Here is a 15,654-nt window from a genome sequence, read left to right as displayed (position 1 = left end):
AAACAGTGGGTATTTTCTGTCTCGTTGGGTTAGACTAGGGCAAGACGCGGCTTGTGTTGATTCGGACACAGGCGCGATACAAGGAACCTTGGTTAAGAGGTGGCAGGGGCATGAGCCAGATCGAAGAACTACAGCGCCGTATCATTGCCGCAATGGATCGGATCGGAACGGGCGTCGAGGCGCTGCGGGATGTAGCACCGGCCAGCGGCGGTGCGGATGACACCCTGCGCGCGGCACTGGACGATGAACGCGTTGCAAATGCGCAGTTGGAAGAACGTCTGAAATCGCTGAAGGAACGCCACGAGCAGGAAGTCGATGCCATGCGCGCCGATATGGAAAGCCTGCGGACGGCGCCGATAGAAGATCCTGAAAATGGCTCGTTACGGGAACAGTTGGCTGCAGCAACTGCAAAGCTGGCCTCGGTCGAGGCTGCCCGCGCTGAATTGGCGGCGGCTAAGGCAGCGTTGGAAAACCAGGATGAACTTGCAGCGCTCAAGGCTGAAAATGCACAATTGGCAGCCGCCGTCAGCGCGGCGCAAGAGGTTGAGGCCGAAAATGCGCGTCTTCGGTCAGAATTGGCCGACAGCGAGCGGGTGGCCGAGTTGAGCGCCGAGTTGGACATGCTACGCGCGGAACGCGCCAGCCACGGCGCGGCGATGTCGCGTCTGGATGACGATCTGCAGCGGATGCGTAAGGCGAATGAGCAATTGCGCCAATCGGTCGACGAATTGCGGGCCGCGGCCGAAGACGGCTTGCCCGATGCCGATCTGCTCAACCGCGCCACGGTGGCCGAGCTTGAGGCGACGCGCGCCGCGCAGGCGACGGATGCGGCCGAGGCACACGCGGTTCTGGCTCGGCTTGAACCGCTGTTGTCGCAGGCGAAACTGGCGGAAGGAGAGGTTGAATAATGCCCGAGGTGACCATTCAAATCGGTGGGCGCGGCTTTGAAGTCTCGTGCCAGGAAGGCGAAGAGGCGTTTCTGCATTCCGCAGCCAAGATGCTGGATGATGAGGCGCAGGTCCTATCCGATCAGATCGGCCGAATGCCGGAATCGCGGATGTTGCTGATGGCCGGTCTGATGCTGGCGGACAAGACCGCTGGAACGGATGAAAAATTACATGCTCTCGAAGCTAAACTGGCCGCGGTCGAGGCAGAGTTGCAAGCGCTCAGAAATATGCCGCAACCAGAACCCGAACGGATTGAGGTGGCAGTAGTGCCACCCTCGGTGACAGACACTCTGGCGGAGTTAGCCGCACGGGCCGAAGCCCTGGCTTCGGTGGTCGAAGAAAGGTCTTCGGAATGAACGCCGTCAGAACTCTGACTTTTGCTGCGATGATGACACTGCCCGCCGGAGTGGCTGTGGCTGAAATCGACATTCTACCGGTGACATTTACCTGTGAAAACGGAGTTCCGCTGGAGGTCGCCTATTTCAATGCGCCAGACGGGTCCAGTGCGGCGGCGATGATCGTCGACAATCAACTGGTCACGCTGCGGCAGGCCCAAAGCGGGTCCGGTATCCGTTACGAGTCTGCGGGAGAGGTAGGGACTTACATCCTGCGTTCCAAAGGCTGGGACGCCACGGTGAGCTTTCTGGCGACAGGTTCGGATGCCGCCAGTGAGCAAATCATTCTACAAAACTGCAGCAGTCGCTGATCAGGCGTTCGCTTCGCGGATTTTGTCTGCGGCTTCTTTGTTGTAGCCGACGCCGTTGTCGTCAAACAGCGTATCCAGCTCGCCCGACAGGGTCATTTCGGTGATTATGTCGCAACCACCGACGAATTCGCCTTTGACGAATAGCTGCGGCACGGTCGGCCAGTCGGAATAATCCTTGATGCCCTGACGCACATCTTCATCGGCCAGAACGTTCACGTCGGTATATTCCACACCAATGTAGTTCAGCACACCGGCCACGCGGGACGAAAACCCACACTGCGGCATTTCCTTGGTGCCTTTCATGTACAGCACAACATCATTGGCTTTGACGGTTTCATCGATTTGGGTCTTAACGTCGCTCATCTTGCTTGTCCTCTTCACCCGCATCCGGGGCGGTCGTTTCATTCTTTGACGGGTCAGAGGTCCATCCTTCTTCCTCCAACCGTCGGTGTTCGGCTTGCGCCAGGGCCAGCGGATCCAGCCCGTATCTTTCGATGCCGCCGACCTTGCTGATTTTGTCCGGATCGGGACGCATGTCGGCGAGGTTACGTTTTCTGTTCCGCTTCACATAGGCTTCGATCAGCGCGGCGGCAACTACCAATGCTGCGGGTACACCTATCCAGAACAGCCAGCCACTCATTTTAGGCACTCACCTTTTGCGTCGTTCGTACTCGCGCCGTCTCATTTTCCTTGTGACACGCCAATATCTGGGCCCGTATTTTAGCAGTCTTGGTAGATCACAAAACAAGATCGCTAACGAGTAGACTATGTCGAAGACCAGATAGGTTAGTCGTAGCAGAACCCATCCGATCGGTTCGTCCACTATTCAGGCGCTTTCGTCGTCAGTGCCAGTGCGTGCAGGTCGCCATCCGGGCCGTCCATCTTACCTTTCAACGCTGCATAGACCGCACGTTGCTGCTGGACCCGGTTTTTGCCGCGAAAGCTCTCATCCACGACCATGGCAGACATATGCACGCCGTCATGCCCGCCGACTTGAATTTCCGCATCCGGAAAGGCTTCGCGCAGCAGGTGTTCGATTTCGTGGGCGCTCATCGGCATGTAGGTAACTCCTGAAGGTCTTTCCCAAGATGTAGAGCGCCAGGGCGGGGCGTGCAAGGGTGTGAAAGGGGGCTGAAAACGACAAAACCCGCGTCTATCGGGACGCAGGTTTTGCGATCAGTAGGTGATCAGCGTTCAGGCCACGGCTTCGGCAAAGCTGTTACGGAAAGTGGCGGTCAGTTCCTCGAGCGAAGCCTCGGAGTTGCCAATACGCACGCTGTCGCTGGTAAAGCGGCCAACAGAGACCAGCGGAACGCCAGCCTGACCTGCTGCGATCATCAGTGCCTCAGCCTGATCGAAGTTGCAGGCCACTAGGTAACGGGCCTGATCCTCTCCGAACAGAAATGCAGTAGAAGCCTCATCAAGGTGAACCCCCACGCCGGCGGCCTCGGCCAACTCGAACGCTGCCAGTGCCAGACCGCCATCGCCCAGATCGGTGCAGGCCTTGATCATCTTGCGATTGGCGCGGATGAACTCGCCGTTACGCTTTTCCGCGTCCAGATCGACATGCGGCGCGTCGCCGTCTTCGCGGTTGAACACTTCGGCCAGCAGGGCTGACTGACCCAGATGGCCATGGGTTTCACCGATGACCAGCGCGACGTGGCCTTCACGGACTTCATTGCCGATGATTTCGTCGGTGTGATTCAGCAGACCAACCGCACCGATGGTCGGGGTGGGTAGGATCGCCTGACCGTCGGTTTCATTATACAGCGACACGTTGCCTGACACGATGGGCATGTCCAGCGCGGCAACCGCCTCGCCGATACCCTGAATGGCGCCGACGAACTGGCCCATGATTTCGGGCTTTTCGGGGTTGCCGAAGTTCAGGTTGTCGGTGGTTGCCAGTGGTTTCGCACCCACGGCGGTCAGGTTGCGATAGGCTTCGGCGACCGCCTGCTTGCCGCCTTCGACTGGGTTGGCGCGCACATAGCGCGGGGTGACGTCACTGGTGAATGCCAGCGCCTTGTCGGTGCCGTGCACGCGAACCATGCCCGCACCCAGACCCGGCGTGCGGGCGGTGTCAGCCATGACCATCGTGTCATATTGTTCGTAGACCCATTGCTTGCCCGCATAGTTGGGCGATGCGAGCAGGGTACGCAGACCGTCAATTGGGTCGATTTGGGGTACCTCAGGCAGTTCTTCAGCCTCGGGCGTTGCCACCCAAGGGCGGTCATATTCCGGTGCGGTCGACGAGAGCTTGGACAGAACCAGATCGGCTTTGACCTCTCCGTTATGGACAATCAGGAAGCGGTCTTCGGCAATGGTTTCGCCTACGATGGCAAAGTCCAGGTCCCATTTTTCGAATACAGCGCGGGCCTCGGCCTCAAGCTCGGGCTTTAGAACCATCAACATGCGTTCTTGAGATTCCGACAACATCATCTCATAAGCGGTCATGTTTTCTTCGCGCTGGGGGACGTTCTCTAAGTCCAGACGCACGCCCAGACCGCCTTTGTCACCCATTTCCACCGCGGAACAGGTCAGACCCGCTGCGCCCATGTCCTGGATTGAGATTACGGCCCCGGTCCGCATCAATTCCAGCGTGGCTTCCATCAGGCGCTTTTCAGTGAATGGGTCGCCGACCTGAACTGTGGGACGCTTTTCTTCGATTGTGTCGTCGAACTCAGCCGAAGCCATGGTTGCGCCGCCCACGCCGTCACGACCGGTCTTGGCACCCAGATAGACGACAGGCATACCGACGCCCGAAGCTGCCGAGTAGAAAATCTTATCGCTGTCGGCCAATCCTGCAGCAAACGCGTTCACCAGACAGTTACCGTTATAGGCCGGGTGGAATCTCACCTCACCACCTACGCAGGGCACGCCGAAGCAGTTGCCATAGCCGCCGATGCCTTCGACCACACCGTTTACCAGTTGGCGGGTCTTGTGATGGCCGGGCTCGCCGAAGGACAAAGCGTTCATAGACGCGATGGGACGCGCGCCCATGGTGAAGACGTCGCGCAGGATGCCGCCGACACCCGTCGCCGCACCCTGATAGGGTTCGATGTAGGACGGGTGGTTGTGGCTCTCCATTTTGAAGACCACCGCCTGACCGTCGCCAATGTCGACAACACCCGCGTTCTCACCCGGTCCGCAGATCACCTGAGGGCCCGAGGTGGGCAGGGTACGCAGCCATTTCTTGGACGACTTATAGGAACAATGCTCGTTCCACATGGCCGAAAAGATGCCCAGTTCGGTGAAGGTCGGCTCGCGCCCGATGATCTCGAGGATCATGTCGTATTCGTCGGGCTTGAGCCCGTGTGCGGCGATCAGATCGGGTGTGATTGCGGGCTCTTGCATCTTCTGTCCTGTGTCCAAGTGGGCCGAGATTGCGCGCCTTTTAGGGCAAGGGCGCGCCCGTGGAAAGGGTTAAGACCCGCAAGGCATAGTTTGACGCGGGCCAAAGGTAAAAAAACGGCCGCCCGGTGCGTTGAGCAGGGCGGCCATTATGGTCTTTCAGGTATCTTCGTTTTACTCCGGCGCGCCGTGAGCGGAACCGGTTTTTTGACCCTGCTGTTCGGCTTGCTGGTTGGCGGCTTCACCGGCAGCAGCCCCGATGGCGGCTTTTTGTTCCTCAGTGAGGTGATCGGCGTCGTCCAGTCCAGGGATCGCTACGCGCACCTCGCGGCGGGCAAAGTCGATGCCGTTTTCCTTGAACGCGGCCTTCACGCGATTGAAGATTTCCTTGCGCAGGGTGAACTGCTTGCCCGGCTTGGCCATGAACTTGCCACGGATGATCATGCCAACATCGTCAAAGTCAAACACGCCTTGCGACTTGAAGGGCTGCAGGAACCCATCCTTGTGGGTTTCGTCTTCCATCATCTCAGCACCGATCTTCTTGAAGATCTTCTTCACCTTGTTGGGGTCGGTGTCGAATGGCACGGTGAACTTCAGTTTCATGATGACCCAGTCGCGGCTGTAATTGGTCAACTTCTGGATTTCACCGTAAGGGATGGTGTGAACCGGACCGCGGTGGTGACGCAGTTGCATCGAGCGGATCGAGATTTTCTCGACCGTTCCGGTGGTGCCTCCGACATCCACATATTCGCCAACCCGGAAAGCATCATCCACCAGAAAGAAAATGCCGCCGACGATGTCAGCCACCAGTTTCTGGGCGCCAAAGCCGATGGCCAGACCCAACACACCAGCACCGGCCAGAAGCGGGGTGATATTAATTCCCAATGCCCCAAGGGCAAGCAGGACAAAAATCACCGCGATGGCAGCCTGCGCGGTCACTCTCAGCAGCGGCAGAACCGTCGCCAGACGCGAACCGCCTGAACCACCGCCTTCACCAGCCTCTTCGTCGGGGCTTTGCTCGGCTGCAGTTTGTTCTTTCGCCAGACGCCGGTTGATCCAGAGCGAGACGACCTCGTTCAGGATGTAGCCGACAGCGATGATGATGAAGAACTGGATCAGCTTGCTACCGGATTCGGCGCCTCCACCTGCGATTTCCTGCAGGTCCAGATCCCATGCCCTGGCAATCATCAGGATGACCAGAATGCCAGCCAAAACCCGGCCAATGCGGATATAACTGCGTTTGCTGGATTTATACGCCCGCTCAGCAACAGGGCCTTCGCCCTGCATCGGAGGTTGAAGATGGCGCACCAAACCGCGGATCAACGTGTCCAGCGCTGGCGCAATCAGCAGCCAGAACATGGTGGTGTAGTGAGCGCCCTGAACCAGCATATGCAGGTAAACCGGGTTGCGCTGTGCGACAAGGAATTCGACAAGCAACCAGATCACCGCCGACACGCCGATGGCGAAATAGGGGTAATAATGAGCAACTTCTTCGTCGAACTTGGTGTGATCGGGGTCTGTGCCCAACATCATTTGCGAAAGCCCCTCACGGGCTTTCCAGGCTATTACGCCAATATAGATGTGGGTCGCAGCGTTCAGCCAGAATCCGATACGTGTTTCACGGCCGGTAATGCCGTTCAGTTCGTTGAAATGAAGAATGAACAGCGTGAAACCGATCAGGAACAGAAGGCCAATCAGATTTCGGTGCAGGTATTTCGCCCAATGATCATCAATATTCACCAGCCGATAGTGCGGTTTGTTCGGAGCCAGAATGAACCGCGAGGCGGCAGCTCCCAATCGGGGAATCCAGATCAGGTAGAAAACAAAGGGCGCGGCGTAGATGATTTGTTCGGGCGTCAGAAGGCCGCGTCCCAGCGCTCGGATAACGACGTAAAACACGACAAGTCCTGCGATTTCGCGGCAGAAACGGCGGAAAAGGTATCTGACTGCCCCCCACAGGTCGTTTTCATCGGCCGCTTCAACCCCGCGAAGCCAATTGCGGGTAAGGAAGCCGAACAGCTTTTCCGCAACGAACCCGACGACTAGGACGCTTAAGATCAAGCCCAAAAGAGATAGTGCGCCGGTGGTCCCAAAGGTGCCGACAAAGGTCTCGACCGCTTGAACCTGCGCTGTGAAAAGGTTCGGTATGGTGACCGCAACATGCGTCCACGACGCCACCATTTCGGCCCAAATCTCGTTGATTTCAGTTATCGGGTCTTCACGATCCGCTGCCTCAGCGGCGTGTTTTTCCGCGACCGCATCCAGACGCTCCAACAAAATGGCGCGAACTTGATCGTCAGACATACGCGCGACCAGATCGTCGACCTGTTCAGGTGTCAGGTCTTCGGGAATGCTGACAGGGGCTGTGGAACCGGTCGAGCCGTTGCTCTGCGCCAAAACAGGCCCGGTCAGGCAAACAACGGAGATTATCACCAGCAATAGGCGAAAGGGCTGAAACATCGAATCTGTCCTCGAACACAAGTCTTCGTGATTTTTTTCGTGATCATAGGTCTAAGTGCCCGAAAATCACAGAAGTTTTGGCAATCGGACTGGCACAAGTGGCCTTAAGCCAAAAAAAAGGCCGAGCACTAAGCTCGGCCGTAGTCCAACAGGGAGGTATGAAGATGATGAGCGTTTCAGCATCACCGCCTTCGAGTGCTCATTTAGGGATCAGTTTGTGAACGATCAAGATTTTTCAGACTGATTACTGGTCATGCCCGCTATGCTGCGTGCGCATAGCTAGAGTTTTCCCATCTGCTTCAACTGTTTGCGTTGGGCGATGATCTCATCCTGAACAAAGTCACGGAAGGCTTCGACGCGTTTGGAATGGCGCAATTCTTCGGGGTAGGCGAGATAGACGGGAACGTCTGCGGTTTCGATATCTGACAGGATCGGAACAAGATGCGGAAAATCCTGCGTCACGTAATCCGGCAGCACGCCGATGCCCAGATTATGAAGCACGCCCTGCAGAACACCGAAATAGTTGTTCACGGTCAGCAGCGAACCGGGGTTATACGTCATCAAGTGCCGTACCATCGAGGCGCTTGCACCGACCTGTGGGGCCGAGGGCGTCTGGCAAATCAGTCGATGGTCCTTGATTTCGTCCAGTGACTCCAGCATCCCGCCATGCGTTTCGATGTATTCCTGGGTCGCGTACAGCATCATCTGCACGGTCATCAGCCGCTTGCGGACCAGATCGGCCTGGCTGGGTTCTTTCATGCGAATAGCGACGTCGGCTTCGCGCATGGGCAGGTCCAGCACACGCTCTTCCAGCATAAGGTCTATGTTGAGGTCGGGATACTGCTCGTACAGTTTCGGCAGGCGAGGGGCCAGCCAGAGCGTACCGAAGCCAAAAGTGGTGGTGACCCGCAGCACGCCAAAGACTTCTTCTTCGCTGTCGCGGATACGGGCGGCAGCGGCATCCAGTCGTTTTGACATGGCCGAAGTTGCATCGAACAGCAACTCACCCTGTTCGGTCAGGATCAGACCGCGTGCGTGTCGGTGAAACAGAGTCGAATCGAGCGACTCTTCCAGTGCTCTGATCTGTCGGCTGACGGCCGATTGTGATAGATTCAGCTTGTCACCCGCATGAGTCAGGCTGCCTGCATCCGCCACCGCGTGAAATATTCTAAGCTTGTCCCAATCCATCGCCGCAACTTTCGTTATTCCTCGGAACGCCTATATGAAATAGGTAACAACTTCCACATTCAAACACTGAAATCCTTAGGATTCAGAGGATAAAACCTATGCAGGTCAGATATTATGACCTAAAATGGGTGAAAAAGTAGCACACTGATCTGACGAGGGGAGGCGTCTGATGAGTCAGCCACAAATATCGTTGAGTGACCGGTTCGATCTGGAAAAGAACCCAGTCCTTTTGAACGGGACGCAAGCGCTTGTGCGTCTGATGCTGATCCAAAAGGCGCGGGACACGCGGGTGGGGTTGAACACGGCGGGTCTGGTGACCGGTTATCGCGGGTCGCCGCTGGGTGCCGTGGACCAGCAGATGACGAAAGCGCAAAAGCAACTGGCCGAAAGCGACGTCACGTTTCAATACGGATTGAACGAGGATCTGGCTGCCACCGCCCTATGGGGTAGCCAGCAATCGGGGTTGCGCGGGGACGGACGGTTCGATGGCGTATTCGGCCTATGGTACGGCAAAGGGCCTGGGGTAGACCGGTCCGGCGATGCGATGCGCCACGCCAACATGGCGGGTACGGCCAAGCATGGCGGCGTGCTAGTGGCCATGGGAGATGATCACACCGGCGAAAGCTCAACCGTACTGCACCAGTCCGAATGGTCGCTGGTCGACATGTACATACCAATTGTCAGCCCTGCGGGTGTACAGGAGGTTCTGGATTACGGTGTCTACGGGTTTGCGCTCAGCCGGTTCTCGGGGCTTTGGGTCGGTCTGAAGACGATGAAGGACACGATCGAAGTAACATCGGTCGTTGACGGAAGCGCCGATCGAATGAAGCTGGTCGTGCCTGAGTTCGACGTTCCCGACGGCGGGTTGAACATCCGCCTGGGCGACACACCGCACCTGCAGGAAGGGCGGATGATCGACTATAAACGCTTCGCTGCCGAAACGTTTTCGCACGTTAACAAGATGGACCGTCGGGTCTGGGGCAAACCCGGGGCCAAAGTGGGCTTTGTCGCGGCAGGGAAGAACTGGCTGGACCTGACCCATGCGATGTCTCTTTTGAACATCGACGAGGCCGAGTCCGAGCGTCTGGGCATCACCACATACAAGATCGGACAAACCTTCCCGCTGGACATGGCCGGATTCCATGACTGGGCACAAGGGCTTGACCTTATTGTTATCGTTGAAGAAAAACGCAAACTGATCGAGGTTCAGGTCAAAGAAGCCATCTTTGACGATCGCCGCGGTCGCCGTGTGTACGGTTGGTACAAAGGCGGGGCCGGGACGCTGCACCGCGAGGAACTGTTCCCGACGCGTGGCGCGCTGGACCCGATCATGATCGCCGAGAAACTGGGTGAGATTCTGATCGAGGAGGGCCGGGATACCGACGGTGTTCGCGCCGGCCTGGCCAGCCTGTCCGATGCTCGCCGGGCTGACAATGCCGAGGAAATCGCAACGCGACTGCCGTATTTCTGTTCGGGCTGCCCGCATAACAGCTCGACCCGGTTGCCCGATGGCAGCCGTGCTTATGCGGGCATCGGTTGTCACTACATGGTGCAGTGGATGGACCGCGAAACCACCGGCTTCACGCAAATGGGCGGTGAGGGTGCAAACTGGATCGGTGAGGCGCCATTCTCGACCACCAAACATGTGTTCCAGAACCTCGGCGACGGGACATATAACCACTCGGGTGTGCAGGCGGTCCGGGCGGCTTTGTCGGCGGGCACGAATATCACCTTCAAGATCCTGTTCAACGACGCCGTCGCTATGACCGGCGGGCAGGAGAACGAAGGCGGTCTGACGGCAGAACGGATCGTGGCCGAAGTCAATGCCATGGGCGTTCAGCATGTCGCGGTGGTTTACGATGAAAAAGAAGATTTGAATTTCAAGGCTCTGCCCGCCGGAGTTGAAACCTTTGAACGAGCCGAACTGATTCAAGTGCAGGAACGGTTCCGCGAGATTGAGGGCGTTTCGGTCATCGTCTACGTCCAGACCTGCGCGGCTGAAAAACGGCGTCGTCGCAAAAAAGGTACGTTCCCGGATCCGGACAAACGGGTCTTTATCAACACTGATATCTGCGAAGGATGCGGTGATTGCGGTGTGCAGTCGAACTGCGTCTCGATTGTGCCCGTCGAGACCGAATTGGGCCGCAAGCGGGCCGTCGACCAATCCAGCTGCAACAAGGACTTCTCTTGTATCAACGGGTTTTGCCCGTCGTTTGTAACGTTGGAAGGCGCGCAAATCCGAAAGGAGGCAACCACCGAAATCGACCTGCCGGATTTGCCTGAACCCGTGCTGCCAGAGATTAAGGGCACACATAACGTGGTCATCACCGGAGTTGGGGGCACCGGCGTCGTGACCTTGGGTGCCATACTGGCGCAAGCGGCACAGATCGACGGCAAAGGCGCCGGGATGATGGAGATGGCAGGTTTGGCCCAGAAGGGAGGCGCTGTGCATATCAACTGCCGCTTGGCCAACCGCCCCGAAGATATCAGTGCCATTCGCGTCGCCACAGGCGAGGCACATGCCTTGATCGGTGGCGATCTGGTGGTGTCCGCCGGGGCCAAGACGTTGGGCCTGACACGGGCCGGCCAAACCGGGGCTGTCGTCAACAGCCATGAAACCGTCACCGGTGATTTCACCCGTGATACTGAGTTCAGAATTCCGGGCGACAGACTCAAATTGTCATTGCAGGCGCGGTTGAAAGAGGATGTCTCGCTGTTTGATGCTACCGATCTGGCGCGCGCAGTGATGGGAGACTCGATCTATTCCAACATGATGATCTTCGGCGCGGCATGGCAACGCGGTCTTCTGCCTGTCAGCCATCAGGCCATCGTTTCGGCCATTGAATTGAACGGCACGGCGGTTGAGCGCAACAAACGCGCTTTCGAAATTGGGCGTTGGGCCGTCTTGCATCCGCAAGAGGTTACAGGAATTCTAGAGCCTAATACGGCTGAATTGCCGAAGACTCTGGACGCGATTATTGGTTTTCGTGTGCAACACCTGACCGCTTACCAAAGCGGTCATCTGGCTAAACGGTATCTCAAATTGGTCAATGCGTTTGACGATGAAGGCATCCGCAAGGCCGTGGCGAAAGGATATCACAAGCTGTTGTCCTATAAGGATGAATACGAGGTTGCCCGCCTGATGCTGGACAGTCGGGATAAGGCGGCGGCAGAGTTTGATGGGGTTTTCAAAATGACCTTCCATTTGGCCCCGCCCATTCTGGGTGGCACCGGATCGGACGGTCGGCCAAAGAAACGTGCGTATGGGGAATGGTTGCTGAAGCCTATGAAAGCTCTCGCCAAACTGAAAGTCCTGCGCGGGACACCGCTGGACATTTTCGGTTACAATGCCGAACGGCGTATGGAACGGAAGCTGATCAAGCAATATGAGCGGGATATCAAAGAGATAATCCCTCTTGTTACACCTCAAACGCGGGATGCGATTATCGCCCTTGCGCAATTGCCGTTGGACATTCGTGGGTTCGGGCCGGTTTTGCGTGCAAACGAGGCCAGAGCGGCCAATCGGCGCGAAGAACTGCTATCCTCGATCCGCAACGGAGGGCCCGAACTGCGCGCGGCGGCGGAGTAAATCGTCACTGTCTTGTCACGGAACCTAGGCAAAATTGTTGCTTAAACCTATCTTGCAGGCAGTAAACTCGGAGATTCGAATGCCCTCGCGCCGTCATGTCGCTCGTGACATTTCCTACGCTTATTCCGCCGAAACCAAAGGCGGGCAGATGGTGATCAAACTGATGGAGAACACCACCGGTCGTATGCGCCTGATCAAGCGCGCGGATGGGTATGAGAAAGAGGTGGCTAACGGGCGCGATTTCTGGTCGGTGATGGTGGAACGCTACGGGCTGTCTCTGGATGTGGTCGGCGGGGCGTTGTCGAATGTTCCCAAAGACGGTCCACTGATCCTGATTGCCAATCACCCTTATGGCATTCTCGACGGGATGATGATGGGCCACATCCTGTCTCAAACCCGGGGTGATTTCCGTATTCTGGCCAACCATGTTTTCCGCAAGGCTGAGGATCTGAATCGCATCATTCTGCCGATCTCGTTTGATGAATCGAAAGAGGCTATGAAACTGAATCTGGAAACCCGCAAGACCGCGCTGAACTATCTGAGCGAGGGCGGGGCGATTGGTATTTTTCCCGGAGGAACGGTCAGCACAGGCGTCAAGCCGTTCTCACATCCGATGGACCCGGGCTGGCGCGGTTTCACGGCGCGAATGGTGGCCAAGTCGAGCGCCACAGTGGTGCCGGTTTTCTTTGATGGACACACCTCGCGGCTTTTCCAGATTGCTAGTCATTTGCACAATACCCTGCGCATGGGTTTGCTGATCAAAGAGTTCAAGAAACGCGTCGATACGCCGGTCAAAGTGGTGATCGGAGACCCCATCTCGCGCGACGTTCTGGACCCTCTGGCGAAGGATACGCGCAAGATGATGGATTTCTTGCGCAAAGCCACGTATGAGCTGTCCCCAACGCCGCTGAAGTCTTATGACTACGGCTATGAATTTGAGGAACGGCATCGCGCCTAAAGGGGCAAATGGCAGTAGGTATCTTTGATTCTGGATTGGGCGGTCTGACCGTTCTGGACGCCGCGCAGAAACGTCTGCCGGACGTGGATTTCCTGTATTTCGCGGACAGCGCACATGCGCCCTATGGTGTGCGCGATGCCGAGAATATCTATGACCTGACACGGCGTGCCGTTTACGATCTTTGGAACCGCGGCTGTGATCTGGTGATTCTGGCCTGTAACACTGCCAGTGCGGCTGCTTTGCGCCGGATGCAGGAAGAAGGCGTGCCAGATGGCAAGCGCGTTCTGGGTGTCTTCGTACCTCTGATCGAAGCCCTGACCGAGCGTCAATGGGGCGACAACAGCCCTCCGCGTGAGGTCGCTGTCAAACACGTGGCGCTGTTTGCAACGCCTGCGACGGTGTCCAGCCGGGCCTTCCAGCGGGAACTGGCGTTTCGCGCAATTGGTGTGGATGTCGAGGCGCAGGCTTGTGGCGGTGTGGTCGACGCAATCGAAGACGGCGACATGATTCTGGCCGAGGCGCTGGTGCGCAGCCATGTGGATGCGCTAAAACGGAAAATGCCGGAACCGCAGGCCGCGATTTTGGGCTGTACTCACTATCCGCTGATGGCCGAAACTTTTCAGGCTGCCTTGGGTTCGGATGTGCAAGTGTTCAGCCAGGGGGCTTTGGTGGCTGAAAGCCTTGCGGATTACTTGCAGCGGCACCCGAAGATGCAGGGTGAGGGCAAAGGTGGGTTTCTGACCACAGGAAAGCCCGGCACGGTCAGCGACCGTGCTACGCAGTTCCTCCGACGACAAATCACGTTCGAGGCCGCCTGACTTAGGTCAAGGACGGCTTAACGCATTCTCCTTTATTCGAAGGCCGTTACATCGGCGGTCGTGATATGTGACACTATGGAACAAGAGGTCTGACATGACCCATAAAATCGCAATTCTGGGTGCCTCCGGCTATACCGGCGCCGAACTGGTGCGGTTGATCGCCGAGCACCCAAACATGGAAATCACGGCTTTGGCTGCCGAGCGGAAAGCCGGGATGTCGATGGCGCAGGTTTTCCCGCATCTGCGCCACATGGATTTGCCAGACCTTTGCAAAATCGCTGAGATTGATTTCTCGCAAATCGATCTGTGCTTCTGCGCGCTGCCCCACAAGACCAGCCAAGAGGTCATTCGCGACCTGCCGAAAGACCTGAAAATCATCGATCTCTCTGCGGATTTCCGTCTGCGGGACGCGGATGAATACGAGAAGTGGTACGGCAATCCGCACGTCGCTCTGGAGCAGCAGGAAGAGGCAGTTTATGGCCTGACCGAGTTCTACCGGGATGATATCCGCAACGCGTGGCTCGTTGCGGGCACGGGCTGCAATGCGGCCACGGGGCAGTATGTGCTGAGGCCGCTGATAATGGCGGGCGTGATCGATCTGGACGATATCGTGCTGGACCTGAAATGCGCCGTGTCGGGGGCAGGGAGATCGCTAAAAGAAAATCTGCTGCACGCCGAGCTTAGCGAGGGGTACAATGCCTATGCCGTGGGTGGTACTCACCGACATCTGGGCGAGTTTGATCAGGAGTTTTCGGCTCTGGCTGGTCGCACCGTGCACGTGCAGTTCACGCCGCACCTGATCCCGGCCAACCGGGGTATTCTAGCGACCACTTACGTCAAGGGCGATCCGGCCAGTGTGTACGAAGCGCTGGGTAAGGCCTATGAAAATGAACCATTTATCCGGATGCTGCCGTTTGGCGAGACGCCTTCGACCCACCATGTGCGGGGTTCGAATTTCTGCCATATCGGTGTGGTTGGCGACCGGATTGAACGGCGCGCCATCGTGATCGGCGCGTTGGATAACCTGACAAAAGGTAGCAGTGGCCAAGCCTTGCAGAACGCTAACCTGATGTTAGGTGAGGATGAAACCGCGGGCCTGATGATGGCCCCGCTGTTCCCGTGAGGACGAAATGAAAACGCTCAAGAAACGCCGTCGTGTACAAGTCATTCTGCTGGCCGTCGTGGCTCTTTTCGTGGCCACGGGGTTGATTGGATATGCGTTGCAGGACGGTATAAACTTCTTCCGCTCACCCAGTCAGGTGATCGCCGAGCCGCCGAAACCGACTGAGGTTTTCCGCATCGGCGGTCTTGTCGAGGAAGGCTCGATCATACGTGGGCAGGGCGAGACGGTGCATTTTGTCGTGACCGATGGTGGCGAAAGTGTGCCGGTGGCATTCACCGGTGTTCTGCCTGATTTGTTTGCCGAAAATCAGGGTATGGTGGGCACGGGTTCATACGTGAATGGTGTTTTTGAAGCCACTGAAATCCTTGCCAAACATGATGAAACTTACATGCCGAAAGAGGTCGTGGATGCTCTGAAAGAGCAAGGCGTTTACCAGGAAGCAGACGAAAGCTGAACTCAGCTGCCCTGCGGGCCTGCGGCGGGAATTGATTTGGAATTAATAATGCAGGGCGTT

At 57.2% G+C, this 15,654-nt stretch carries 14 protein-coding genes; 8 read left to right on the top strand and 6 right to left on the bottom strand.

The window, feature by feature from the left end:
• Window positions 1-110 precede the first annotated feature (110 nt).
• From ACR0IK_RS03525 to ACR0IK_RS03515, 3 genes are read left to right on the top strand one after another with little or no spacing between them, the layout of a single operon-like run.
• On the top strand, window positions 111-908 hold the full coding sequence (locus ACR0IK_RS03525; RefSeq protein WP_480640464.1) for a hypothetical protein: 798 nt from the start codon (window positions 111-113) through the stop codon (window positions 906-908).
• Complete coding sequence (locus tag ACR0IK_RS03520; protein WP_480640463.1) at window positions 908-1,303, top strand: cell division protein ZapA; 396 nt, start codon at window positions 908-910, stop codon at window positions 1,301-1,303. Before ACR0IK_RS03525 ends, ACR0IK_RS03520 begins: the two co-directional genes overlap by 1 nt.
• Complete coding sequence (locus ACR0IK_RS03515) at window positions 1,300-1,653, top strand: MliC family protein (protein WP_480590802.1); 354 nt, start codon at window positions 1,300-1,302, stop codon at window positions 1,651-1,653. The genes ACR0IK_RS03520 and ACR0IK_RS03515 overlap by 4 nt, the downstream gene beginning before the upstream one ends.
• Here ACR0IK_RS03515 and grxD read toward each other — a convergent pair whose 3' ends face one another.
• The 6 genes from grxD to ACR0IK_RS03485 form a co-directional block, all read right to left on the bottom strand.
• Entirely contained in the window at window positions 1,654-2,016 is a 363-nt protein-coding gene (gene grxD / locus ACR0IK_RS03510) for a Grx4 family monothiol glutaredoxin (RefSeq protein ID WP_480640462.1), read from the bottom strand.
• Window positions 2,003-2,293, bottom strand: coding sequence for a hypothetical protein (locus tag ACR0IK_RS03505; protein ID WP_480640461.1), 291 nt, complete (start codon window positions 2,291-2,293; stop codon window positions 2,003-2,005). Before ACR0IK_RS03505 ends, grxD begins: the two co-directional genes overlap by 14 nt.
• Window positions 2,294-2,475: 182 nt before the next feature.
• Window positions 2,476-2,712, bottom strand: coding sequence for a BolA/IbaG family iron-sulfur metabolism protein (locus tag ACR0IK_RS03500; RefSeq protein WP_170324811.1), 237 nt, complete (start codon window positions 2,710-2,712; stop codon window positions 2,476-2,478).
• Between the two features lie 135 nt (window positions 2,713-2,847).
• Entirely contained in the window at window positions 2,848-5,007 is a 2,160-nt protein-coding gene (purL, locus tag ACR0IK_RS03495) for a phosphoribosylformylglycinamidine synthase subunit PurL (protein ID WP_480640460.1), read from the bottom strand.
• 171 nt (window positions 5,008-5,178) lie between these two features.
• Window positions 5,179-7,464 (bottom strand): mechanosensitive ion channel family protein, encoded by a 2,286-nt coding sequence (locus ACR0IK_RS03490; protein ID WP_480640459.1) that lies wholly within the window; start codon window positions 7,462-7,464, stop codon window positions 5,179-5,181.
• 279 nt (window positions 7,465-7,743) lie between these two features.
• Entirely contained in the window at window positions 7,744-8,652 is a 909-nt protein-coding gene (locus ACR0IK_RS03485) for a LysR family transcriptional regulator (RefSeq protein WP_480590811.1), read from the bottom strand.
• A 169-nt stretch (window positions 8,653-8,821) separates the two neighbouring features.
• Here ACR0IK_RS03485 and ACR0IK_RS03480 point away from each other — a divergent pair, with 169 nt between their 5' ends.
• The 5 genes from ACR0IK_RS03480 (at window position 8,822) to ccmE (ending at window position 15,594) form a co-directional block, all read left to right on the top strand.
• The gene (locus tag ACR0IK_RS03480; protein WP_480640457.1) at window positions 8,822-12,241 is read left to right on the top strand and encodes an indolepyruvate ferredoxin oxidoreductase family protein; all 3,420 of its coding nucleotides are present in this window, start codon (window positions 8,822-8,824) and stop codon (window positions 12,239-12,241) included.
• 79 nt (window positions 12,242-12,320) lie between these two features.
• Complete coding sequence (locus ACR0IK_RS03475) at window positions 12,321-13,199, top strand: lysophospholipid acyltransferase family protein (protein WP_480590814.1); 879 nt, start codon at window positions 12,321-12,323, stop codon at window positions 13,197-13,199.
• 8 nt (window positions 13,200-13,207) lie between these two features.
• The gene (locus tag ACR0IK_RS03470; RefSeq protein WP_480640456.1) at window positions 13,208-14,017 is read left to right on the top strand and encodes a glutamate racemase; all 810 of its coding nucleotides are present in this window, start codon (window positions 13,208-13,210) and stop codon (window positions 14,015-14,017) included.
• 94 nt (window positions 14,018-14,111) lie between these two features.
• Window positions 14,112-15,140 carry an N-acetyl-gamma-glutamyl-phosphate reductase gene (argC, locus tag ACR0IK_RS03465; RefSeq protein ID WP_480640455.1) on the top strand — a complete coding sequence of 343 codons (1,029 nt, stop codon included), beginning with the start codon at window positions 14,112-14,114 and terminating at the stop codon, window positions 15,138-15,140.
• Between the two features lie 7 nt (window positions 15,141-15,147).
• Window positions 15,148-15,594 carry a cytochrome c maturation protein CcmE gene (gene ccmE, locus ACR0IK_RS03460; protein WP_421599844.1) on the top strand — a complete coding sequence of 149 codons (447 nt, stop codon included), beginning with the start codon at window positions 15,148-15,150 and terminating at the stop codon, window positions 15,592-15,594.
• Window positions 15,595-15,654 lie beyond the last annotated feature (60 nt).

It is taken from the genome of Ruegeria sp. BF7 (assembly GCF_056538605.1).
This window is presented reverse-complemented; position numbering and strand designations above follow the sequence as displayed.